This is a genomic window from Leucobacter luti (assembly GCF_004217175.1).
In the GTDB taxonomy this organism is placed as follows: domain Bacteria; phylum Actinomycetota; class Actinomycetes; order Actinomycetales; family Microbacteriaceae; genus Leucobacter; species Leucobacter luti.
This window is the reverse complement of record NZ_SHKI01000009.1, coordinates 57,873-80,795: the sequence shown is the minus strand read 5'-3', so window position 1 is coordinate 80,795 and position 22,923 is coordinate 57,873. Positions and strand designations below refer to the sequence as shown.

The 22,923-nt window shown below is 70.4% G+C and carries 18 protein-coding genes; 13 read left to right on the top strand and 5 right to left on the bottom strand.

Annotation, left to right across the window (positions count from 1 at the left end):
* Nucleotides 1–397 precede the first annotated feature (397 nt).
* From EV139_RS15760 to EV139_RS15750, 3 genes are all read right to left on the bottom strand, one after another.
* Nucleotides 398–2,305 carry a glycosyltransferase gene (locus EV139_RS15760; RefSeq protein ID WP_130455845.1) on the bottom strand — a complete coding sequence of 636 codons (1,908 nt, stop codon included), beginning with the start codon at nt 2,303–2,305 and terminating at the stop codon, nt 398–400.
* Between the two features lie 67 nt (nt 2,306–2,372).
* Entirely contained in the window at nt 2,373–2,741 is a 369-nt protein-coding gene (locus EV139_RS15755; protein ID WP_130455843.1) for a hypothetical protein, read from the bottom strand.
* A complete protein-coding gene (locus EV139_RS15750; RefSeq protein WP_130455841.1) occupies nt 2,738–4,141 on the bottom strand; it encodes an O-antigen ligase family protein in 1,404 nt (467 codons plus the stop codon). Before EV139_RS15750 ends, EV139_RS15755 begins: the two co-directional genes overlap by 4 nt.
* Nucleotides 4,142–4,237: 96 nt before the next feature.
* On the opposite strand from EV139_RS15750, the gene manA reads away from it, so the two are divergent.
* From manA to EV139_RS15720, 6 genes are all read left to right on the top strand, one after another.
* Nucleotides 4,238–5,593 carry a mannose-6-phosphate isomerase, class I gene (gene manA, locus EV139_RS15745; RefSeq protein ID WP_198677604.1) on the top strand — a complete coding sequence of 452 codons (1,356 nt, stop codon included), beginning with the start codon at nt 4,238–4,240 and terminating at the stop codon, nt 5,591–5,593.
* Nucleotides 5,594–5,714: 121 nt separating this feature from the next.
* On the top strand, nt 5,715–6,152 hold the full coding sequence (locus EV139_RS15740; protein WP_130455851.1) for a hypothetical protein: 438 nt from the start codon (nt 5,715–5,717) through the stop codon (nt 6,150–6,152).
* On the top strand, nt 6,152–7,093 hold the full coding sequence (locus tag EV139_RS15735; protein ID WP_130455839.1) for a bifunctional riboflavin kinase/FAD synthetase: 942 nt from the start codon (nt 6,152–6,154) through the stop codon (nt 7,091–7,093). The genes EV139_RS15740 and EV139_RS15735 overlap by 1 nt, the downstream gene beginning before the upstream one ends.
* Nucleotides 7,090–8,118, top strand: coding sequence for a polysaccharide pyruvyl transferase family protein (locus EV139_RS15730; RefSeq protein ID WP_130455837.1), 1,029 nt, complete (start codon nt 7,090–7,092; stop codon nt 8,116–8,118). The genes EV139_RS15735 and EV139_RS15730 overlap by 4 nt, the downstream gene beginning before the upstream one ends.
* 190 nt (nt 8,119–8,308) lie before the next feature.
* Complete coding sequence (locus EV139_RS15725; RefSeq protein ID WP_130455835.1) at nt 8,309–10,471, top strand: DEAD/DEAH box helicase; 2,163 nt, start codon at nt 8,309–8,311, stop codon at nt 10,469–10,471.
* A 248-nt stretch (nt 10,472–10,719) separates the two neighbouring features.
* Nucleotides 10,720–11,757, top strand: coding sequence for a 6-phosphofructokinase (locus EV139_RS15720; protein ID WP_130455833.1), 1,038 nt, complete (start codon nt 10,720–10,722; stop codon nt 11,755–11,757).
* Between the two features lie 12 nt (nt 11,758–11,769).
* On the opposite strand, the gene EV139_RS15715 is transcribed toward EV139_RS15720, so the two are convergent.
* Nucleotides 11,770–12,045: a glutaredoxin domain-containing protein gene (locus EV139_RS15715; RefSeq protein ID WP_130455831.1), complete on the bottom strand. Its 276-nt coding sequence runs from the start codon at nt 12,043–12,045 to the stop codon at nt 11,770–11,772.
* 354 nt (nt 12,046–12,399) lie between these two features.
* Here EV139_RS15715 and EV139_RS15710 point away from each other — a divergent pair, with 354 nt between their 5' ends.
* From EV139_RS15710 to EV139_RS15680, 7 genes are all read left to right on the top strand, one after another.
* Nucleotides 12,400–13,776: an inorganic phosphate transporter gene (locus EV139_RS15710; protein ID WP_130455829.1), complete on the top strand. Its 1,377-nt coding sequence runs from the start codon at nt 12,400–12,402 to the stop codon at nt 13,774–13,776.
* Between the two features lie 11 nt (nt 13,777–13,787).
* Nucleotides 13,788–14,069 carry a hypothetical protein gene (locus tag EV139_RS15705; RefSeq protein WP_237465213.1) on the top strand — a complete coding sequence of 94 codons (282 nt, stop codon included), beginning with the start codon at nt 13,788–13,790 and terminating at the stop codon, nt 14,067–14,069.
* A gap of 63 nt (nt 14,070–14,132) precedes the next feature.
* Nucleotides 14,133–15,536, top strand: coding sequence for an aldehyde dehydrogenase family protein (locus EV139_RS15700; RefSeq protein WP_130455825.1), 1,404 nt, complete (start codon nt 14,133–14,135; stop codon nt 15,534–15,536).
* A 75-nt stretch (nt 15,537–15,611) separates the two neighbouring features.
* Nucleotides 15,612–16,811 carry an AI-2E family transporter gene (locus EV139_RS15695; protein WP_130455823.1) on the top strand — a complete coding sequence of 400 codons (1,200 nt, stop codon included), beginning with the start codon at nt 15,612–15,614 and terminating at the stop codon, nt 16,809–16,811.
* Entirely contained in the window at nt 16,808–18,052 is a 1,245-nt protein-coding gene (gene ilvA, locus EV139_RS15690) for a threonine ammonia-lyase (protein ID WP_130455821.1), read from the top strand. Before EV139_RS15695 ends, ilvA begins: the two co-directional genes overlap by 4 nt.
* A 48-nt stretch (nt 18,053–18,100) precedes the next feature.
* Nucleotides 18,101–19,534, top strand: a complete 1,434-nt coding sequence (locus tag EV139_RS15685) for a 3' terminal RNA ribose 2'-O-methyltransferase Hen1 (RefSeq protein ID WP_130455819.1) — start codon at nt 18,101–18,103, stop codon at nt 19,532–19,534.
* Nucleotides 19,531–22,149: a polynucleotide kinase-phosphatase gene (locus EV139_RS15680; protein WP_130455817.1), complete on the top strand. Its 2,619-nt coding sequence runs from the start codon at nt 19,531–19,533 to the stop codon at nt 22,147–22,149. Before EV139_RS15685 ends, EV139_RS15680 begins: the two co-directional genes overlap by 4 nt.
* A gap of 94 nt (nt 22,150–22,243) precedes the next feature.
* Here EV139_RS15680 and EV139_RS15675 read toward each other — a convergent pair whose 3' ends face one another.
* Nucleotides 22,244–22,855, bottom strand: a complete 612-nt coding sequence (locus EV139_RS15675) for a TetR/AcrR family transcriptional regulator (protein ID WP_130455815.1) — start codon at nt 22,853–22,855, stop codon at nt 22,244–22,246.
* Between the last annotated feature and the right edge of the window lie 68 nt (nt 22,856–22,923).

The window sequence follows — 22,923 nt, the reverse complement described above, 5'->3', positions numbered from 1 at the left end:
GGGGCGGCTGCGCAGCGTGCCCGTGGGTCCGTGGGTCCGTGGGTCCGTGGGTCCGTGGGTCCGCGTGCCCGTGGGCCCGTGGGCCCGTGCGCCCCCCCCCCCCCCCCCCCCCCCCCCCCCCCCCGCGGGGGGGGGGGGGGGGGGGGGGGGGGGGGGGCGCGGCCCCCCCCCCCCCCCCCCCACGCTCGTGCGCGGATGCTCCACTCGTGCGCGGCGGGTGCGGAGGCTCCACTCGTGCGCGGCGGGTGCGGATGCTCCACTCGTGCGCGGCGGGAGCGGCGGGAGCCGCGGAAACGGAGGCGCGGAGCCGCCGAGCGCACGGGGCGCGGCAGCCACGCTCGCGCGAACAGCAGAGCGGCCCGGGATCGCATGATCCCGGGCCGCTCTGCTGCGTGGGCTACCGCCCGTCGAAGGTCTTGCGCCACTCCGAGACGGAGGTGATGTGGGGCAGCGCCGCGCGGTACTCGGCGGCCAGGCGGTCCCAGTCCTTCTCGATCTTCCGGCTGAGGGCGCGCGACTCGCGCAGCAGCCGGCGGAACTTCGCGCGGTCGTGCCGGTACCACATCTTGCCGCTGCCGTCGGCGGCGCCGACGATCACGCTCGTGTGGTTGGGGATCCGCCACCACAGCGCGTCGCGCTTCGAATACTCGAGCTCGGGCGCGCGCTGATCCGCCTCAGCGCTGGCGCGACGCCAGTGCTTGGGCACCATGCGCAGGGTGAAGAGGCCGAGGCTCAGGCCCTTCGGTGAGTCCTCCGGCTCGTCGATGAGCGGGAGCGCGCGCCCGCCGACCGCGATGGGCGTCTCGGGGTCGCCCGGGCGGTACACGCGAGTCTCGGGGAAGTCCTTCGCGGTCGCGCGGGCCTCAGGCATGTCGCGGGAGATGTCGTCGTGCATGCCGTCGGGGCCGCGCAGCACCGAGCGCATCCCGTCGACCGCGAGCTGCACGGCGTAGTACTGCATGTTGAGCAGCTTTTTGATGTCCTGGCGGCCGCTGTTCTGGAGCAGCTGGCCGCTCCCGGGGCGGTCGGAGTGCAGCAGCCCCGCCACGATCCGGTTGCGGGTGTGGAAGAACGCCTGCCAGTCCTGCGAGTCGTCCTTGTCGAGCCAGGACACGTGCCACAGCGCGACGCCCGGCAGGGAAACTGTGCGGTAGCCGGCGGCCTTCGCGCGCAGACCGTACTCGGCATCGTCCCACTTGATGAAGACCGGCAGCGACAGCCCGATCTCGGCGATGACCCGCTTGGGGATCATGCACATCCACCAGCCGTTGTAGTCGGCGTCGAGCCGCGCGTGCATCCACTTGGTCTGGCGCAGGTTGCGCTTGCGGAAATCGTGGCGGTGCTGCTCCTCGAACGACGGCCCCCACATGAACGGGTCGGGGCGCACCACCTCGGCCCACGCGTGCAGCACGGGCTTGTCGAGGAGATCGAACATGTGGCCGCCCACGATCACCGGTTCGCGGCTGAAGCGACCGAACTGCAGGGCGCGCAGCGCGCTCTCGGTCTCGAACTCGACGTCGTCGTCGAGCAGCATGAGGAAGTCGGTGTCCTCGCGCTCAAGGGTCTCGGACATTGAGCGGGAGAAACCGCCGGAGCCGCCGAGATTGCCCTGCTCGATCACCTGCAGCTGCTCGCCGAGCGCCTCCGCGACCTCGTCGAAGCCGGCCTGGTCGCGTACCTTCTGCGTGCCCTGATCGACGAGGAAGATGCGATCGATGCCCTCGAGCAGCGCCGGGTTCTCGGCGATGTTCGCGAGCGTGGCCACGCAGTAGTCGGGCTTGTTGTAGGTCGTCATGCCCAGGCTGAGCTTGCCGGTGACGACCGGCGCGGCGTCCGTGGTCCAGGTGCCGGCCTCGAGCACGAGATCCTCGGAGCTCGCGATGAGGTCGAACCAGTACCATCCGCCGTCGCTGAACATGGTCAGCGGGAGCTCAAACACAGACTCCACGCCGGCGCCCTGCACCGGCTGTGAATCCACGCGCTGCTGCACGCCCCCCGCGTTCGAGCGGTACACGATGATCGTGCCGGGGCCGCTGGTGCGCAGCGTCAGTCGAACCCGGTCAACGACAGTCCAGCGCTGCCAGTAGGCGGCGGGAAACGCGTTGAAGTAGCTCGCGTAGGAGACGCGCTCGCCCGACTTGACGCGTGCGCTTGAGCGGCTGAGCACGGTGTCGATGTGCGCGTTCTCGCTCAGCCGGACGTGCCGGCCCCCGATCTTCGACCAGGTTTCGGCGTCCGCGTAGAGCGGCAGCACATCCGGATCCTGGGTGAGGGGGAAGACGATCGACTGCAGCGTTGTCGGCATGAAAGACACGCCTCACTTTCAGCTCGGGCGGGAAGAGAACAGCGGCAAGTCTACCGCCGCAGATCTTTCAGTCGGTTGTGAGGTGCTGCCCGGCCCGCCACACGGCGACGGTGAGTTCGGGCACCGCCGCGGCGATTGCGCGCAGCAGCTCGAACTCGACCCGGTCGGCGTTGAGCCGGTGCGCCTCTGCGTCGGGACCGCCGGCGCGGGCCGCAAGCCGCGCGAGCCCGAACTCGGCGAGCCGACCGCTCTCCTCCAGCAGCTCGTCGCGGAGCGCGAGCACCACGAAGTCGTCGATCTCCAGCGCCTCCTCGACCGCGACGGCCGGGTCTTCCCCGCCGCGCACACGACGCTCGAGAATCGTCTCGCGCTCCAGGCGCGCGTCGCTCCGCAGCCGCTCCAGGCGTACCGCGCTGACCCGCAGCTCGACGCTCATCGGGTGACCGTGGGGATCGTCCCCGTGATCGGGTCGCGCGGAATTGGCACGCGCCGCCAGGGCAGCTTCGTGGGTTCCGCGTCGAGGGAGGGCAGCTGGAAGTCGTAGCGCGACTTCACCGCTATGACCACGAGCAGCACCCAGTTTCCCTCGATCAGCAGACGGCTCTCGGTGAGTGACTGCACGAGGAGAGCCACGATCACGAGGAACGGCCAGAGCGCGCTCGTGGCGTAGGGCAGCGGCGGGCCGAAGCCCCGGCGCGGGGCGTCGACGGCGCGGAACCAGACGCGCCACGCGGTGAGGAACACGAACGGGATGAACACGAGCAGGCCGACGATCCCGAGCTGGAACCACACGTCGAGCCAGGCGTTGTGCGCGCTCATCACGGGGATCCCGGCCTTCACGTCGAGCGACTTGAACGGCTCGGCCCACGGCGCCCAATAGCTCACCCAGCCCCACCCGAACCAGGGCCGCTGCTCGGCGAGGCCGATCACGGCGTGCCAGGTCTCGAGCCGTCCGGTCATGTCGCCGCTCTTACCGAGCAGCCCGAAGACGAAGTTGCGGGCAAACAGCACGAGGCCCACGGCGACCGCCAGCAGGGCGGTCCCGACGATGTAGAGCGGTACGCGCCTCTCGGGGCCGAGGCGGCGGGCCCACAGCGCGAGCGCGAGCGCCACGAGCACCGCGGCAAGCGCCACCCACACGGTTGCGCCCCGGGTGAGCAGGATCGTCGCGAGGGCGGCCGCCACCCAGAACCAGCCGGCGGTGGGGCGCACCAGTCCCGCACGCAGCTGGATCCCGAACACGATGAGTCCGAGCAGCCCGATAAACCCGAACAGCACGGAGCTCGCGACGATGCCCTGGATCGGCCCGCCGGCAAACAGCAGGTCACGGCTCCAGTAGAGCAGCTTCGACACCTTCTCGCCCGGCTCGGGGGTCGCGACCAGACCGTCCGTGAAGTTCTGGAACAGCGGCTCACGCACGAACAGCGACACCCACAGCTCGAACGCGAACGAGACGCCGATGATCCAGCGCAGCGCGGTTCCGAGGGTGCGCAGCAGCTCGTGCCACGTGAGCACGTACGCGAGCACGATCGCGAGCATGGTGGTGGCGATCTGCGCGATCACGCCGAGCACGCTCTCGAAGCGGTACTGGGACCAGGCAATCGACACGACCGCGAGCGCGAGGAACCAGTACAGTGGCGCGGGGAGCCGGTACCACCTGAACCGCTCGGGCTTCTCGCGCACAAAAATGATCACCCCGACCACGGTGAGCACCGCAGCGATGCCGAGGAAGCCCCACCAGCCCACGATATTTCGTACGCCGTTACTCCCGAGTGTGAGGATAAACACGCAGATCGCGTACGCGCTCACACCGAGCCTGGTCTTGCTCTCCGCCATAGTCGGTATGGTAGAGCATGGCGCGTACGTGGACGTCGTGTATCCCGACGCGCGAGCGCGATCCGTCACCCTGCGCCACCCATCGCAAGGAGCCACGTGCTGATTTTCATCGAGAACACCCCGCGCGCGTACGCGTGGGGATCGATGGACGCCCTCGCCGAGATGCTCGGTACGCAGCCCACGGGTGAGCCCCAGGCAGAGCTGTGGCTCGGCACCCACCCCGGCAGCCCCGCGCACGTCGCCAAAGCGACCCCCGTGGGACAGACCCTCATCGACCTGGTCGAAAGCGACCCCGAGCGCTACGGCGTGCACGGCGGCCCGCTCCCGTTTCTCCTGAAAGTGCTCGCCATTGGCGCGCCGCTCTCGCTGCAGGTGCACCCCGATCGCGCACAGGCCGCGGCCGGCTTCGCGGCCGAGGAGCGGGCCGGGATCCCGCGCGATGCGCGCGAGCGCAATTACGGGGACGCGAACCACAAGCCGGAGCTGTTGGTCGCGCTCAGCGAGGTCACGGCACTCAGCGGCTTCCGCCCGCTCGCGGACGCGCGCCGCGAGCTGCTCGTGTGCGCTGGGGCGGCCCGCGCAGCGGGCGACGCGGCCGGTGCCGCGGCGCTCGACGCCGTCGCCGAGCGCCTCACGGGAGCCGACTCCGGCGAGGTGCGCCGCCGGTTCCTGCGATGGGCGTTCGGTGGCGACGCCGCGGTGGCCGCAGCGCTCGCCGCGCTCGCCGCGCTGATCGCACCCGAGCACGCACCCGGGCACGCCGAGACCGCGCCGGATTCGGGCGGGGCCGCGCCGGGGCACGCCGAGACCGCGCCAGAACCGGCGGCGGTGCCGGATCTGGCGGCAGACCGCCGGGCGGCGCTGCGCGAGCTCGTGCGGACGCACCCGGGCGATCCCGGGGTGCTGGTCTCGCTGCTGCTGCACCTCGTGCGCCTGGCGCCGGGGGAAGCCCTGTTCTTGCGCGCGCGGCAGCTGCACGCGTATCTCGGCGGGATCGCGGTCGAGGTGATGGCCGCTTCCGACAACGTGCTGCGCGCCGGCCTCACCGAGAAGCACGTCGACGTGGCAGAGCTGTGCCGCATCCTCGACGCCGACGAGGTCGCCGAGCCGCGCTTCCCGGGTGCCGCGCTGCGCCCGGGACTCACCGTGTGGCGGCCACTCGTCGACGACTTTCAGCTCATGCGCGCGAGCCTGTGCGAACCCGACGACGGTGCAGGTGCGGGGCCGAGCGCGTGCACGAGCGGCGCCGAGACCGCCCCGGTGATCGAGGTCACCGCGGAGCACCCAATCGTGCTCGTGGTGACCGTTGGCCGCGTCCGCGTCGAACGCCTCGCAACCGAGCTCGCCGAGGTCGCAACGGCCCGCCGCGGCCAGTCGCTCTACGTGTCGGCCGGCGAACCGATCCGGCTCACCGGCACGGGCGAGGTCTTCCTCGCGACCGTTGGCGAGTGACCGTGGGCGCCCAGCGCGCGGGGAGTCGGCAGGCGAGGCGGGTACACTGAAGCGCGTGTCGAACCGTGTAACTTCCGCCCCCGGAACCCCAACCGCCCCCACCGGTGGAGGCGGCGATCGGCTGGGCGGTCTCGGGCGCGTGCTCATCGCGGTCTACATCGTGCTGGCGCTCGCCGCAACGTTCCGCTCGGTGTACCAGATCATCTCCAAATTCGACGAGGCCCCGGTTGCGTACACGCTCTCGGCGGTCTCCGGGGTCGTCTACATCATCGCCACCGTCGCGCTCATCATGGGGATCCGATCCGGTGCGCGCGGCTCGGGGCGCACCTGGCGCGGGATCGCCTGGGCGGCGCTCGCGTTCGAGCTCTGCGGCGTGCTCGTCGTTGGCACCCTCAGCATCACCACCCCAGAGCTCTTCGGGCACCCGTCAGTCTGGTCGTTCTACGGCAGCGGCTACCTGTTCATCCCGCTGGTGCTCCCGATCCTGGGCCTGATCTGGCTGCGCCGCACCGGTCGCGCCACCGCCCGGGGGTTCGACGCGTCGAACGAGGCCGCCTGATGCGCGTAATCGAGACGCTCGCCGAGATCCTCCCCGCCGAGTTCGAATCTGGCAGCTGCGTGGCGATCGGCAAGTTCGACGGCCTCCACCTCGGCCACCAGTCGATCCTGAGCCGCATGCTCGAAGAGGCGCGTGCCGAGGGACAGCAGGCCGTCGTGTTCACGTTCGCGAACAATCCGCTGAGCTACCTCAACCCCGAGCGCTGCCCGCAGCCGCTCATGAGCCGCGCCCAGCGCCTCGAGGCGTTCGCCGCCGCCGGGGTCGACGTGTGCGTGATGGTCGAGTTCGACGCGGACTTTGCCTCGATCCCGGCCACCGAGTTCGTCACGGACGTGCTCGTGGGGCGGCTGCAGGCGCGCCACGTGATCATGGGCGCCGACTTCAGGTTTGGCCACCGCGGCGCCGGCGACGGGGCCCTGCTGCGTGCCCTGGGCGAATCGCACGGCTTTACCGCTGAGGTGATCGAGTGGGTGGAGGATCCGGCATCCGGCCCGGTGTCCTCATCCGCGGCCCGCGAGGCAGTGCTGCGCGGCGACGTTGAGGCGGCGGCTCGGATGCTCGGGCGCCCGCCCGTGGTGCGCGGCGAGGTGGTGCACGGCGATGCTCGCGGCCGCGAGCTGGGGTTCCCCACCGCGAACCTCGGCGGCGTCGAGGGGCTCGTCCCCGCCGACGGGGTCTACGCGGGCTGGGCGGTGCTTGACGGCGAGCGCCGGGTCGCCGCGATCTCCGTGGGCAACAACCCGACGTTCACCCCCACCGAGCAGTCGCGCGTTGAAGCGTTCGTGCTCGATTTCTCCGGGGATCTCTACGGTCAGCGCATCGAGGTGGAGTTCGTGCAGCGGCTGCGCAGCACCGAGCGGTTCGACTCGCTCGACGCGCTCCTGGTGCAGATGCACGCTGACGTCGCCGAGACCCGGCGACTGCTTGAGAGGAACGAATGACGACGTATCTGACGCACGGCGCGAAGAAGAACGTGGGCGACTACCTGATCCACGATCGCGCACGGAAGCTCTGGAGCCACATCGCCCCAGACACTGACGTCGTCTCGGTGAAGCGCTGGGAGCCGTTCGAGTTTCCGAGTGATGCGCGCTCGCTGATCCTCTGCGGGGGGCCGGGGTTTACTCCGCGCATGGTCGAGGGGGTGTTCCCGCTTGTGAAGAACGCGCAGGAGCGCGAGCTCCCGATCTCGGGCCTCGCGCTCGGGTGGCAGGGCCTTCCCGCGCGCAACCCGGGCTCGTTCATGATGACAGCGCGCAGTGTCGCGACGCTGCGCGCAATCGCCGCTGCCGGCGCGCCGATCTCGGTGCGTGACGGTGTGACGCAGGAGATCGCTACGCAGTTCGGGATCGACACCGTGCGCACCGGCTGCAGCGCCTGGTATTCGATCCCGCATCTCGGAACCAGCCCCAGCGTCGCTCCGGAGCCGAAGACGGTGGTGTTTACCACTCCGGCAAAGCCCGAGAATACCGCTGAATCGATCCAGGTGATGCAGCTGCTTCGTGCGCGATTCCCGAACGCGAAGCTCGTCGCATCGTTCCACCGTGGAATCGAGAAGGACGAGCTGACCGACGCGGAGCAGAGCAAGCCGCTGAAGAAGCAGGCGCGCGCCGCGAAGCGGCTCGGATACGAGGTACGCGACGTCGCGTACAGCCTTGACAATATTGGGTTTTACGAGGAGACCGACCTGCACATTGGATACCGTGTGCACGCGCACCTCGATTTCGTGAGCCGACGCCGGCCGAGCCTGCTGATCAGCGAGGACGGGCGCGGATACGGCCAGACGGTGAGCCTCCACGGCGAGAAGCTTGTGCTCTGGGCCGGTGCGAAGAACCTCGTCGAGCGGCTTGATCGTCGGATCGGCATTGAAACGGAGAAGGACTGGCCGTCACTCAGCCGCGCGGTCGACACGATCGAGGAACACTACCCGGTGATGCGTGAGGTTATCGAGCGCCAGGCTCAGCTGTAGCGCCTGACTCGCCCGGGTCCGCGGGGTGACTGCGGGCGCGCGGGCGATGGTGGTAGGATCGACCGTACGGTCGCACCTGTGAGTGCTGTACGAGCCCCATGCCGCGCATGAGGTCAGGCTCGTACACTCGTGTGTTGGCCCGCGGCTCGGTGCGCGTTCCGAGTCCGTACCACGCCGATCAGGAGATCAATTGGCATCCAACACTGCCGCGCGTCAGTCAGCTTCGAAGAGTGCGTCGTCGCGCAATTCGGGCTCGTCCTCGCGCTCGAACGGCCGCCGCAAGCACACCCACAACGAGGGCATCATCCCGCTGCTCGCCCGCGCCGTGCGCGAGGTGGAGGCGTCGGCCCAGCGCGGGAAGGCGACCCCGGCGAACCGCACCAAGTTTCACGTCATCGCGCTGCTCATGCGCGAGGAGCGCGCCCGCATCAAGACCGACGAGACGGTCAGCGACTCGGAGCGGGCGGAGACGCTGAAGCGGCTCGACGGCGTGGCCGCGATCCTTGCGAAGACCGCGGCCCGCGACACGAGCCTCATCACGCTGCTCGAGCCGACCGCGCCAATTACCGAGGCGACTCGGCAGCTGAAGCGCAAGATGCTGACGCAGGCGGGCTTCGAGTTGCCCGAGGAGGAGAAGGTAGCGCCCGAGCCCGTGAAGGCGTACGTGCCGCCGGAGCTCGCCGAGCGCCAGGTCGAGCCCGCCGGCATCGACGCCCGCATGCTCGCGAACCCGTTCCTCGCCCCCGATCTTTCGCCGCCCAAGCAGCCTACCCCGGTGGTGCGCCTCGCGAACTGGGAGCTGCTCGGCCCGCTGCTGAAGTCGTTTGAGCAGGGCGGCGGCGGTTCCGCGTGCATGGAGCTGCCCGAGCCGCCGGTGCCGGATCGGCTTGCTCCGGCCGGCCTTGAACTCATGGACCACCAGGCCCGGTTCCTCGCGGGAGTGCGTGATGGCCACCGCAGCTTCCTGCTGGCCGACGAGCCCGGCCTCGGCAAGACCGCGCAGTCGGTGATCGCCGCGTCGGTTGCGGGCGCCTACCCGCTGCTCGTCGTGGTGCCCAACGTCGTCAAGATGAACTGGGCGCGCGAGGTCGAGCGGTGGACGCCGCAGCGCCGCGTCACCGTGATCCACGGCGACGGCCGCGACATCGACGCGTTCGCCGACGTGTTCGTGGTGAACTACGAGATCCTCGACCGCCACCTGAGCTGGATCTCCCGCTTTGGGTTCAAGGGCATGGTCGTCGACGAGGCGCACATGATCAAGAACGTGCAGTCCCAGCGCTCGCGCAACGTGCTCGCCATCGCCGAGAGCATCCGTGAGCGCACCCCCGGCGTTTCGCCCCTGATGATCGCGCTCACCGGCACCCCGCTCATCAACGACATCGACGATTTCCGTGCGATCTGGCGCTTCCTCGGCTGGACCGATGGCGACAAGCCCGGTCCCGAGCTGATGGCGAAGCTCGAGAGCAATGGCTGGACCCCCGCGGACGCCGCGTTCTACCCAGAGGCCCGCCAGAGCGTGGTCGACATGGGGATCGTGCGCCGCCGCAAGATCGACGTCGCGGCAGACCTGCCGGCCAAGCGCGTGGTCGACCTCCCCGTGGAGCTCGACGACGAGTACGGCCGCAGCATCCGCGAGGCCGAGGCGCAGCTCGCGCGCAAGCTGCTCGATCGCTTCACCGCGGTGAAGTCGGGCAAGCTCGGCGAGAAGCTCAGCGACGAGGCGATCGTCCGTATGGTGTGCGCGCAGGAGCTCGAGGAGTCGAACGCGTCCGCCGACGGCCTCAACGTGTTCACCATGGTGCGGCAGATCGGCCAGGCGAAGGCGTCGCTCGCGGCCGACTACGCGGCGCAGCTGGCCCGCTCCGTCGGCAAGGTGGTCTTCTTCGCGAAGCACATCGACGTCATGGATCGCGCCGAGGCGCAGCTCGCCGAGGCGGGGCTCACCACGGTCTCGATCCGCGGCGACCAGTCGACCGCGTTCCGGCAGGAGCAGATCGACGCCTTCAACAACGATCCCGAGGTCTCGGTGGCCGTCTGCTCGCTCACCGCGGCGGGCGTCGGCGTTAACCTCCAGGCGTCGTCGAACGTGGTGCTCGCCGAGCTCAGCTGGACCGACGCCGAGCAGACGCAGGCGATCGACCGCGTGCACCGCATCGGTCAGGAGGAGCCCGTGACCGCGTGGCGCATCGTCGCCGCGCAGACGATCGACGCGAAGATCGCGGAGCTCATCGACGGCAAGGCCGGGCTCGCGGCGCGCGCGCTCGACGGCGCCGAGGCGAAGCGCGAGGGCGAGGACTCGGTGCAGTTGCTCGCGCTCATCGGAGTGCTGCAGCGCGCGATCGCTTCGGCGTAGCGCCCGCACGCACGCCCGCACCCGCACGCACCCGCCCGCGCACTCGCGCAGGAGATCCGAACTCAGGCGGACGAATCTCACGAGATTCATCCGCCTGAGTTCGGATCTCCTGCGTGAACTCGGGCGGCGCTGGCGGTTTCCGCCGCACGAATGGCCGAATCGGATCTGGCCGGGTGGATCGTGCCACCGGTACGATTGGACGGATTCGTCGAGGCAGCCGAGCCTCGCGCTGACGGACGAGGGGCTTCATGCGCATTGGTGTGCTCTGCTCGGGCGGCGATAGCCCCGGGATGAACGCGGCGATCCGCGGGGCGGTGCTCCGCGGCGTCGAGGTCCACGGCTTCGAGATGGTCGGCTTCATGGACGGCTGGCGCGGTTTCCACGAGGGCGACTTCGTGGAGCTTGACCGCCTGGCCGTGCGCGGCATCTCGCCGCTCGGCGGCGTGATGCTCGGCACGAGCCGGGTCCCGCCGTTCCCGGACGGCAAGGCGACACCGGAGGCGCTGCGCGCGGTCGCCGCGCGCATGGCCGAGCTGGGGATCGACGCGTTCATGCTGATCGGCGGCAACGGCACGCAGACCGTGGCCGAGCTGCTCACCCGCGCTGGGATCCGCGCGATCGGCCTGCCCAAGACCATCGACAACGATCTCGCCGGCACTGACTACACGTTCGGCTTCGACACGGCCGTCTCGATCGCGGCCGAGGCGATCGACCGGCTCCGCACCACGGGGGAGTCGCACCGGCGGTGCATGGTGCTCGAGGTGATGGGGCGCGACGCCGGCTGGATTGCCCTCAACGCCGGGATCGCGGGCGGCGCGCAGGTGACGCTGATCCCCGAGTTCCCTGAGTCGATCGAGCAAATCTGCGACTGGGTGCTCAGCGTGCGCGATCGCGGCCGCTCGTCGCTGGTCGTGGTCGCCGAGGGGTTCGCGTTCGACGGCGCGGATCAGGTCGTGGTGCGGGAGGGCCTCGACGGCTTTGGCCGGCCGCGGCTCGGCGGCATCGCCGAGGTGCTCGCCCCGCTCATCGAGCAGCGGACGGGGATCGAGGCGCGCGCAACGGTGCTGGGGCACGTGCAGCGCGGCGGCTCTCCCACCGCGTTCGACCGGGTGCTCGCGACCCGTACCGGGATCGCCGGTGCGAACGCGGCGCAGGAGGGCGCGTGGGGCACGCTCGCCGGGCTCCGCGGCGACCGCATCGAAATGGTGCCGCTCTCCGAGATTGCCGGCGAGCTGAAGACCGTGCCGGCGGATCGCTACGAGGAGGTGCGGCTCACCTTCGGGTGAGCCGCACCCGCGCTACAGGCCGAGCCGCGCCTTCACGTCGTTGAGCGACGGGTTGGTTGCGGTGGTGCCGTCGGGGAACACGACGGTCGGAACGGTCTGATTGCCGCCGTTTGCCTCCATCACCAGCTCGGGGGTGCCAGGGGTGTTTTCGATGTCGACCTCGGTGTAGCCGATGCCCGTCTTGTCGAGCATGAGCTTCAGCCGCTTGCAGTAGCTGCACCACTCGGTGGAGAACATCGTGATCGTTCCGGACTCCGGGACAAAATCGGTCAGCTGAGCCGTGCTCATGGGGCCTCCTCAAGACTCTGGTGTGGCCGACAGTCTAGCCGCGCAGGCCGTGCGCGCGCTGGGTGCTGGGCTGGGCCGGGCCGGGTGCCGCGCAGCGGCGGCGCCGCCGCTGCGCGCCGCGGCCGGGGTAACAGAAACACTGCGGCGGAGCGCGTCCGTATCCCGCCCGAAACCGCGGCTGAACATCCCGGGTGAACGGAAGGTAAACGGGGTCGCCTCAGCTTGACCTGCTCCCCCCGAGGTGGAACCATGAGTGTGGCGCTCGCATGTCAACTCATCCCAGCTGAACGTTCGGTGAAGTTCTGGTGACACTGCGAGTGATTCACGGCCCATATTCCCGAACGAAAGACGCCGGTGGAACTCACTCTCGTCGTGCTGCTGGTCATCGTACTGGCCCTCTTCTTTGACTTCACAAACGGCTTCCACGACACCGCGAATGCGATGGCCACGCCGATCGCCACCGGTGCACTGAAGCCGAAAACCGCGGTGCTCCTCGCCGCGGTCCTCAACCTCATTGGCGCATTCCTCTCGACCGAGGTCGCGAAGACCATCTCTGGTGGTCTGATTAACGAGGGCGATGGCGGGGTACTGATCTCGCCCGAGATGATTTTCGCGGGTCTGATCGGCGCCGTGGTCTGGAACCTGCTGACCTGGCTGTATGGCCTCCCCTCGAGCTCGTCGCACGCGCTGTTTGGTGGGCTCATCGGGGCGGCAATCGTTGGCGCCGGGTTCTCCGCCATCAACGGTGGCGTCTTCCTCTCCAAGATCATCATCCCGGCACTCGCCGCGCCGCTCACCGCCGGTCTCGTCGCGTTCACCGCGACGAAGGTGGCGTACGCGATTACGCGCCGTCACGACGGGAAGAAGGACGGCCGCGGTCGCTTCCGCTACGCGCAGATCGCCTCGTCCTCGCTGATCGCGCTCGCGCACGGCACGAACGACGCGCAGAAGACGATGGGCGTGATCACGCTCACGCTGGTCGCCGCAAACCTGCAGGATCCCGGCACCGGCCCGCACCTCTGGGTCATCGTCACCTGCGCGCTCGCGATCGCGATCGGCACGTACTCGGGCGGTTGGCGCATCATCCGCACCCTTGGCGCAGGGCTCACCCAGGTGAAGCCGGCCCAGGGCTTCGCGGCCGAGACCGCCACGGCCGCGACCATTCTCGCCTCGACCCACCTCGGCTTCGCGCTCTCGACCACGCAGGTCGCGTCCGGCTCCGTGATCGGTTCCGGCCTCGGCCGCCGCGGTTCAACGGTCCGCTGGCGCACGGTTGGCCGGATCGCCTCGGGCTGGCTCTTCACGCTGCCCGCCGCCGGGGCCGTGGGTGCGATCGCCGCGCTCATCGCGCACCTCGGCATGGTCGGCATCATCATCGATGCGGTGCTCGGCCTCGGGTTCATCCTGTTCATCTTCTGGCGTTCGAGCCGCAACAAGGTGGATCACTCGAACGCGATTCCGGTTCCCGACGTTGCCGAGTCCGGTTACGCGGTGCGGATCCGCAAGTCGAAGGTCAAGCCGATCCGCACGAAGACCGGCACCATGCCACAGCTCACCCCGACCGCCCAGTCCGCCGCGCGCTCCGACGTCGCCGCGAAGGAAGCCGCGAAGGAGGCCGAGAAGGCCGCCCGCGAGGCACAGAAGGTGGAGCGGGCTGCGCAGGCCGAGGCCGGGTCGCCCCCGAACTCCGGTGCCGCGAGTGACGAAACGACGGCGGGAGACGCGCGATGAATATTGAGTGGATGTCATTCCTCGTCGTGTTTGGCGCAGCGCTCGGCTCGGCCGTGTTCGTGGTGGCGCTGTACTCGCTCGGGATCCGGTTCCTCGCAACGCCCGCGCCGCCCGCGCCGCGGCCCGACGGCTCATTCGAACCGAATGGCCCGTCCCGCGACGATGAGGACGACGACGTCGACCAGGTGCGTCCCCGCTGGGCCACGGTCTCGGCGAACATCTGCTTCGGCCTCTCGGTGCTCGCGGTGCTCGTGGGGATCTTCCTGATCATTCCCGGCCTCCACTTCTGGTAACCGGCGGGCCCGCGCCCGCGGATGTGACGCGCGGGCGCGCAGCTGCGCGAGTAGTGTGTGGTCATGGGCTACACGTCAGTGGATCGGATTCCCGGAATCGTCGCCGGGGTGCGGCACAGCTTTGGGCGGGGCGTAACCCGGCCCGAGGCCTGGCGCCGTGACCAGCTTGAACGCATGCGCGCGCTGCTGCTTGAGCGCGGCGCCGATTTTGAAGCGGCGCTCAAGCAGGACCTCGGCAAGTCTGGGACTGAATCGCAGCTGACCGAGATCGGGTTCTTGATCGCCGAGCTCGACCACGCGCTCGCGCACCTCGGGAGTTGGATACGCCCGCGGCGCGTCGGCGTGCCGCTCGCCGTGCAGCCGGCCGCCGCGCGCGTCGTCCGTGAGCCGCTGGGCGTCGCGCTCGTGATCGCGCCGTGGAACTACCCCCTCATGCTCGCGCTGTCGCCCGTGATCGGCGCGATCGCCGCGGGGAACGCGGTGATCGTGAAGCCGAGTGAGCTCGCTCCGGCCACGGGGGAGCTCATCGCGACCGTGCTGCCAGACGTGCTCGACCGCCGCGCGGTCGCGGTGGTCACCGGCGGCGTGCCCGAGACCACGGCGCTGCTCGCCGAACGGTTCGACCACATCTTCTACACGGGGAACGGGCGAGTGGGCAGGATTGTCGCGCGCGCCGCGGCCGAGCACCTCACCCCCGTAACGCTCGAGCTCGGCGGGAAATCGCCGGTCTATGTCGACGACACGGTGCCGATCGCCGAGGCCGCGCGCCGCATCGCGTGGGCCAAGTTTATGAACGCGGGCCAGACCTGCATCGCGCCGGACTACGTGCTCGGCTCTCGCGCGGTGCTGCGCCGGCTGGGCCCCGCGCTCGTCGAGGCGATCCAGGAGCTGTACGGCACGGCGACACGGGAGAACCCGGACTACGGGCGGATCATCACCGACGCCCAGTTTGCGCGTCTCACGGGCCACCTCGGCGACGGTGAGGCGCTTACCGGCGGTGAGCACGACGCCGGGGCGCGCTGGATCGCGCCGACCGTCCTCGCCGGGGTGTCGCGCGAGGCCGGCGTGATGCAGGAGGAGATCTTCGGGCCGATCCTGCCCCTCGTCGAGGTGTCTGATCTGGACGACGCGCTCGGCTTCGTGGTGAGCCGCGACAAGCCGCTCGCCGCGTACGTGTTCAGCACGGACCGGGCGGCGCGCGACCGGTGGGAGCGGGAGACGAGCTCGGGCGCACTGAACTTCGGGATCCCCGCACTGCACCTCGTGGCGCACGACCTGCCGTTCGGCGGCGTTGGCGAGAGCGGAATGGGCGCGTACCACGGCGAGCGCTCGTTCCTCACGTTCAGCCACGAGAAGGCGGTGCTCTCCAAGCCGCTGCGCCCGGAGACGCTCGCTGCCACGATCATGCCGCCGTTCACGAAGAACAAGGAGGCCCTCGCGCGCGGGGGTCTCCGGCGCCTGCTCTAGTGAGTCGGGTGAGAACGCGGGGAGTGACACGCCCGGTACGCGGATTGCGCATGTGCCGCTCGCTAGGATTGTGCCGTGGACGAGCATAGAGACAGCGGGGGGACTCCCCAGAACGTCAGCGCCGCGCAGGAGCTGCCGCTCGGTATTCGCGTTGCCGCCGCGTGGTCGTGGCGGTTGATCCTGATCGGGCTCGCGCTCGCCGGCTTCCTGTGGCTGATCGTGCAGGTGCGGATCATTGTGATTCCCGTGCTCATCGCGATCCTGCTCACCGCGCTGCTCGCGCCCGTGGTCGAGTGGTTTGTGCGCCACGGCGCCCCGCGCTGGAGCGGGGTATTGACCGCCCTCGCGATGTTCGTCGCGGCAGTCTGGATCCTCATCAACCTCATCATCACCCAGCTGCGCAGCGGCCTCGACGATCTCTCATCCCGGTCGGAGGAGGTCTGGTGGGAGATCCTGCACTGGATCGAGGACAACAAGCTGGGCATCACCGCCGAGCAGATCTCGGGCTTCTTCAACAAGGTCGTGACCACGCTCGACGAGAACCAGGGCTCGATCTGGAACGGTGCGCTCGGCGTGGCCACCTCGGCCGGCCAGTTCGTCACGGGCCTGCTGCTCACCATCTTCTCCCTCATCTTCCTGCTCATCGACGGGAAGCGGATCTGGTACTGGGTGCTCGGCTTCCTGCCGGCCCGCGCGCACGCGCCGGTCGACGCCGCCGGGATCACCGGCTGGGTGTCTGTGGGGCAGTACGTGCGCGTGCAGATCTTCGTCGCCTTCGTCGACGCCGTCGGTATCGGTGTGGGCGCCGCACTGCTTGGCGTACCGCTGCCGATCCCCATCGCCGTGCTCGTGTTCCTCGGCTCGTTCATCCCGTTCCTTGGCGCGATCAGCACCGGCTTGCTCGCAGCGTTCATCGCGCTCGTGTACAACGGGCCAGTGAACGCGCTGCTGATGCTCGGCGTGGTGATCCTGGTGAACCAGATCGAGGGCCACGTGCTTCAGCCGCTCGTCATGGGTAGCGCCGTGAAGGTGCACCCGCTCGGCGTGGTGCTCGCGGTGTCGACCGGCGCGCTGCTCGCCGGCATTCCGGGCGCGCTCTTCGCCGTGCCGCTCGTCGCCGCGGCAAACTCAATCGTGAATACTCTCGTGAAGCGGCAGTGGGAACCGGGGACCGACCCGGTTGCTGCCTACCACCATCGAGAACGCACCGCGCAGCAGGCGAAGCACCGCGCCCGCAACGTCGCACGCATCACCCGCACGGAAGGAAACCGATGACCCACACAACGACGCCTCCCACGCTTGCAGAGTTCGGGCACGCACTCGAGGTGGTGCACCGCGTTACGCGCCGCACCCCGCTCGAGTCCTCGCGCTTCCTCGCGGAGATTCTTGGCGTCCCGCGGGTCTACCTGAAGTGCGAAAACCTGCAGCGCACCGGCGCGTACAAGCTGCGCGGCGCGTACAACCGCCTCACGCAGCTCACGGCCGAGGAGCGGGCCCGCGGTGTGGTCGCCGCGTCCGCCGGGAACCACGCCCAGGGCGTGGCCTTCGCCGCGCGCGAGCTTGGCATCACCGCGACGATCTTTATGCCGCTCGGCGTTGCGCTGCCGAAGCTGCAGGCCACCCGCAACTACGGCGCAAACGTGCAGCTCGTGGGCGCCACGTTCGACGAGACGAACCGGGCCGCGCAGGAGTTCGTGCGCGAGACCGGCGCGATCTTCATCCCGCCGTTCGACGACCCGGCGGTCATCGAGGGGCAGGGCACGGTCGCGCTTGAGATGCTCGATGTGGCGCCCGAGATCGAGAACCTGATCGTGCCGATCGGCGGCGGCGGGCTTATCGCCGGCGTCGCGGTCGCCGCGAAGCAGTGGGCCGCCGAGCGCGGGCGCACGATCCGCGTGATCGGCGTGCAGGCTGAGAACGCGGCGCCCTATCCGGCCTCGCTCGCGGCGGGTGAGCCCGTCACGATCCAGACGAAGTCGACCATCGCCGACGGTATCGCCGTGGCCCGCCCGGGCGTGCTCAACTTCGACCTCGTGCGCGATTACGTCGACGAGGTGGTGACGGTGAGCGACGACGACATTGCGCGCGCGATCGTCATGCTGCTTGAGCGCGCGAAGCTCGTGGTGGAGCCGGCCGGGGCCGCGGGCGTTGCCGCGATGCTCACGGGGCGGCTGAAAGTCACCGGTCCCACCGCCACGATCCTCTCGGGCGGCAACATCGACCCCCTGCTGCTGCAGCGCGTGATCGGTCACGGCCTCGCCGCGGCGGCGCGCTACACGAAGCTGCGGATCCTGCTTCCAGACGTGCCGGGGCAGTTGGTGCGCACCGCCACGATCGTCGCCGAGCAGAACGCGAACGTGATCGAGGTGATCCACACGCGCCACGCGACCGAGCTGCCCGTGAGCGAGGTGGAGCTTGAACTGCACGTTGAGACCCGCGGGATCGAGCACGGCGAGGCGGTGGCCCAGGCGCTCCGCGACGCCGGCTACGTGGTGCGGGTGGGAGAGCGCTACTAGCCTCCGGCCGGAGACTCCGCGCCAGGCAGCCGGTGTGATACTTGAGGGGTGTACCTCTCGATCAGCACCACCTCAGCGCCGGTAGCCGACCTGACGTATCTGCTGCACAAACACCCGGATCGCCTGCATCACCGGGCGCTCTCGGTGGGCGACACCCGGGTGTTTTGCACGGAGCTCACGGCCGAGCGCTGCACCGTTGCGCTGCTGCTCGACGTCGACGCGATCGGGCTCGTGCGCGGCCAGGGCGCGGCGCTTGAGAGCTTCACGCTGGGCCAGTACGTGAACGATCGACCATACGTGGCGTCGTCGCTGCTGACGGGCGCGATCCGGGGCGTGTTCGGCACCGCGCTCGCCGGTAACTGCGCCACGCGCCCCGAGCGGGTCGCGGCGCCGCTTGACCTCGAGTTGCACCTGCCCACGGTCGCCTGCGAGCGGGGTGAGGGCCTGATCCGGGCCCTGTGGGAGCCGCTCGGGTGGCGGGTGGACGCGACCGCGCTCCCGCTCGATCCGGAGCTTCCCGAGTGGGGCGACGCCCGCATCTTCGACGTGCGACTCACGGGCACCGCGACCGTGCAGCAGGCGCTGCAGCAGCTGATCGTGCTGCTGCCGGTGCTCGACGACGCGAAGCACTACTGGGTGGACCACACGGAGGCGGATAAGCTGCTGCGCCACGGCGGTGACTGGCTGGGGAGTCACCCAGAGAAAGAACTGATCCTGCGGCGCTTCCTGCGGCACCAGCGCGACCTCATCAGCGCGGCGCAGGACGACGCCGAGGTGCCAGGGACCGCCCCGGACGGCGCCGCCCAGCCCTCGCTGGCCCGGCAGCGCCGGGACGCCGTGCACGCCGAGCTCCGGAGCCTCGGCGCCACCAGCGTGCTCGACATGGGCTGCGGCCAGGGGGCGCTGCTCGCGCCGCTGTTTCGCGACCGGGCCATCACGCGCCTCGTGGGGGCTGATGTTTCGGCGCGGGCGCTCGCGCAGGCGGAGCGGCGGCTCGGCCTCGACGAGGCGTCCGACGCGCAACGCCGGAAGGTGAGCCTGATCCAGTCGTCGCTCACCTACCGGGACGACCGGTTGCGCGGTTTCGACGCGATGGTGCTGATGGAGGTGATCGAACACCTTGACGCTGATCGGATTCCGAGCCTCGTGCGCACGGTGTTTGCCGAGGCACGGCCGACGCACGTGATCGTGACCACCCCGAACGTGGAGTACAACGCGAACTACCCGGGCCTGATCCCCGGCGGGCTGCGCAACCACGATCACCGCTTTGAGTGGACCCGCGCCGAGTTTGCGGCCTGGGCGGAGCGCGTGGGTGCGGCCCACGGCTACAGCGTGCGCTTCGCGGGGATCGGGCCCGAGGACGCGGCGCTCGGGCCCGCCACCCAAATGGCAGTGTTCACCCGCGGCGCGGGCGACGTCGCGGAATCGTCCGCGCCCGGCGCGGCAGCCGGTGCCGCCACGATGGAGGGGTCGACCAGATGACCGAGATTTCGCTCCCCGAGGTGTCCCTCGTGCTGCTGATCGGGGCATCCGGCTCCGGGAAGACGCGGTTCGCCCGCGCGCACTTTGGGCGCTACGAGACCGTCTCAAGCGACGAGTGCCGCGGCCTGGTGTCAAACGACCCGAACGACCAGGCGGCTTCCGCGGCCGCGTTCGAGGTGCTCCACACCATCGCGGGCAAGCGCCTCGCGGCCGGGCTCCTCACGGTGATCGACGCGACGAACGTGCAGAAGCAAGCGCGGGCGTCGCTGATCGAGCTCGCGCGGGCGCACGATGTGCTGCCGGTTGCGATTGTCTTCGACCTGCCAGAACCGGTGCTCCTGGCGCACGATGCCGGGCGCGACGACACCCCGCGCGGGGCGCGCGTGATCGGCCGCCAGCGCGACCAGCTGCGGCGCTCGCTGCGCGGCCTGCGCAGCGAGGGGCTCCGCGGGGTCCACGTGCTGAGCTCCGTGGACGACGTCGCCGCGGCGAGCGTGGTGCGGCGCAGGCTGCTGACGGACCACCGCGACGACCACGGCCCGTTCGACGCGATCGGCGACGTGCACGGCTGCCTCCCCGAGCTTGAACTGCTGCTCACCCGGCTCGGCTACGAGATCGCGCGCGACGCGGCGGGCCGCGCGATCGACGCCGTCCACCCCGAGGGGCGGCGGGCCCTGTTCCTCGGTGACCTCGTTGACCGCGGCCCCGACTCGGTGGGGGTGCTGCGCCTGGCGATGGGGATGACCGCCGCCGGGCACGCGCTCGCCGTGCCGGGCAACCACGAGGACAAGCTCGTGGCAGCGCTCGAGGGGAAACGGCGCAGCACAGCCCACGGCCTGGCGGAGACACTGCTGCAGCTCGCCGGTGAGACCGAGGAGTTTCGCCGCGCGGTCATCGACTGGGTGCGCGGCCTCGTCTCGCACCTGGTGCTCGACGACGGCAAGCTCGTGGTTGCGCACGCCGGGCTGCGCGAGGCATACCATGGGCGCAGCTCGGGCCGGGTGAGGGCGGCCGCGCTGTATGGTGAGACCACCGGTGAGCAAGACGAGTACGGGCTCCCGGTGCGGCTGAACTGGGCCGCCGACTACCGCGGTGCCGCGACCGTGCTGCACGGGCACACCCCCGTGTCCGAAGCGCGGTGGGTCAACAACGTCCTGTGTCTCGATACCGGGTGCGCGTTCGGCAGGCACCTGTCGGCGCTCCGCTACCCGGAGCGCGAGATCGTGCAGGTCGCCGCGCTCGCCCGCTACGCGGACCCGATCCGGCCGCTCGCGCCACCGCGCGGCGAGGCGGGCGACGCCGCGGTCGTGGCTGGCGCAGGTGCCGGTGCTGGCGCTGGCGAAGGTGCCGGTGCTGAGGCGGCCCCGCGTGGCGACTCTGAGCTGCGCTGGGACGATGTGCTGGGCCGCCGCTCCGTGCAGACCCGGCTGCACGGCGGTGTGCGCATCCGCGAAGAGTTCGCTGCCGGCGGTTTCGAGACGCTGAGCCGGTTCGCGATCTCGCCGAACCTGCTGCCATACCTCCCGCCCACGATGGCGCCGGCGCCCACGAGCACCGAGGGCGGCTTCCTCGAACACCCCAGTGCGGCGTTCGCGGCGTACCGCGCCGCCGGGGTTGCGCGCGTCGTGTGCGAGGAGAAACACATGGGCTCGCGCGCCACGGTGCTGCTCTGCCGTGACGCCGCGACGGCTGCACGCCGCTTCGGTGCCGAGCCGGGCGTGAGCGGCGCGGTCACCACCCGCACCGGACGCGCGTTCTTCGGGCACGACACCACGGAGGAGCTGCTCGCGCGGCTCCGTGACGCTGCCAGCGTGGCGGGCCTGTGGGACGAGCTCGAGACCGATTGGATCCTGTGCGACGGCGAGCTGCTGCCGTGGTCGCTCAAGGCCCGCGACCTCCTCACCGGCGTGTACGCGCCGGCGGGGGCCGCGGCCGAGGCCGCGCTGAGTGCGGGGCTCGCGGGGCTCGCCGCCGCGGCCGCGCGCGGGGTCGATGTCGCAGCGACCGCGGCCCGCGTGCGCGACCGGCGAGGTGACGCCGCGGCGTTCACGCGCGCCTACCGGCAGTACGTCGCACCGACCGACGGCCTCACCGGCGTGAGCTTTGCCCCGTTCCAGGTGCTCGCCACCGAGGGGCGGGCTCGCTACGCGGATCCGCACCCCTGGCACCTGGGGGTGGCGGACCGGCTGCACGCGGCCGCGCCCGAGCTGATCCGCCCCACCCGCAACACGACGGTGGTGCTCGGCGACCCCGAGTCCGAGGCGGCTGGCACCGCCTGGTGGCTCGAGCTGACCGCCGCCGGAGGGGAGGGCATGGTGGTGAAGCCGGAGGCCGCCGTGGTGCGCGGTCCGAAGGGGCTCGTGCCCCCGGGGCTGAAGGTGCGCGGGCAGGAGTACCTGCGCATCATCTACGGCCCGGAGTACCTGCGGCCCGGCAACCTGTCGCGGCTGCGCGAGCGCAACCTGGGGCGCAAGCGCGCGCTGGCGCTGCAGGAGTTCGCCCTGGGGGCCGAAGCGCTCGACCGGCTCGTCGCCGGAGAGCCGCTGTGGCGGATCCACGAGGCGGTCGCTGCGGTGCTCGCGCTCGAGTCGGATCCGGTCGACCCGCGGCTCTGAGACGGTGCCGGCGCGGCGGCGGGCGCGGCGGCGGGCGCGGGGCCAGCGGTGCCGATGCTGCAGGGGCGCGGGGCCCGCACCCACCGCCTCGGGCTCAGCCCGCGGCTGAATCGGGCAGTGCGGCGCCGGCCTGCGCCGCGTAGAGGGTGATCGCGCGCTGCGCGTCGGCCACGGTGATGCTGCCACCGGCGACGATGTGCAGCCCGTACGCGTCCTCGAGCGCGACGAGGTTCATCGCCGTGTCGCCGAGCGGTCCGGTGAGCGCGAAGTCGCCACTCGCCACGCCCTCCGCGAGGATCGCGGTGTAGAGCTCGAGCTGTTCGCCGTAGAGCCGCTGCACGAGCTCGTCGTGCAGCGGCGACTTTCCAGCGAGCACGTCGAACTCGTAGAGCAGCCGCATGAGCGCGTCGTCGGGGCCGCTGGGGAGGCCCGCCGCGATCGCCGCTGCGAGCTTGCCGGCCGGGGTGTCCTGCTGGGCCACGAGCGCGGCGCGCTCGGTGCCGACGCGCGCCATGCCGGCGGCGTGCGCCTCGACGAGGATCGCGTCGAGGTCGTCGTAGTAGTAGAGCAGAGCGCCACGGGTGACGCCGGCCTGGTTCGCCACGTCGGTGAGCGAGAGGTTGCGCAGCCCGTGCTCCGCCGCCGCCGCGAGCGCGGCGTTGACCACTTCGACGCGGCGCTGCTTTTGGGTGCTCGGTCGTGCCATAGCTGTAAGTATGCCAGGCGGCCGCGGCGTGCGGGGGCGCGAGCACGGGTTATTTGACAAATGAGTAA

Coding starts and splice junctions, on each gene's coding strand:
- EV139_RS15750 (WP_130455841.1), bottom strand. CDS start 4,141: ATGGCGGAGAGCAAGACCAGGCTCGGTGTGAGCGCGTACGCGATCTGC.
- EV139_RS15705 (WP_237465213.1), top strand. CDS start 13,788: ATGTCATTCCTCGTCGTGTTTGGCGCAGCGCTCGGCTCGGCCGTGTTC.
- EV139_RS15720 (WP_130455833.1), top strand. CDS start 10,720: ATGCGCATTGGTGTGCTCTGCTCGGGCGGCGATAGCCCCGGGATGAAC.
- EV139_RS15755 (WP_130455843.1), bottom strand. CDS start 2,741: ATGAGCGTCGAGCTGCGGGTCAGCGCGGTACGCCTGGAGCGGCTGCGG.
- EV139_RS15675 (WP_130455815.1), bottom strand. CDS start 22,855: ATGGCACGACCGAGCACCCAAAAGCAGCGCCGCGTCGAAGTGGTCAAC.
- ilvA (WP_130455821.1), top strand. CDS start 16,808: ATGACCCACACAACGACGCCTCCCACGCTTGCAGAGTTCGGGCACGCA.
- EV139_RS15700 (WP_130455825.1), top strand. CDS start 14,133: ATGGGCTACACGTCAGTGGATCGGATTCCCGGAATCGTCGCCGGGGTG.
- EV139_RS15680 (WP_130455817.1), top strand. CDS start 19,531: ATGACCGAGATTTCGCTCCCCGAGGTGTCCCTCGTGCTGCTGATCGGG.
- EV139_RS15730 (WP_130455837.1), top strand. CDS start 7,090: ATGACGACGTATCTGACGCACGGCGCGAAGAAGAACGTGGGCGACTAC.
- EV139_RS15715 (WP_130455831.1), bottom strand. CDS start 12,045: ATGAGCACGGCTCAGCTGACCGATTTTGTCCCGGAGTCCGGAACGATC.
- EV139_RS15735 (WP_130455839.1), top strand. CDS start 6,152: ATGCGCGTAATCGAGACGCTCGCCGAGATCCTCCCCGCCGAGTTCGAA.
- EV139_RS15760 (WP_130455845.1), bottom strand. CDS start 2,305: ATGCCGACAACGCTGCAGTCGATCGTCTTCCCCCTCACCCAGGATCCG.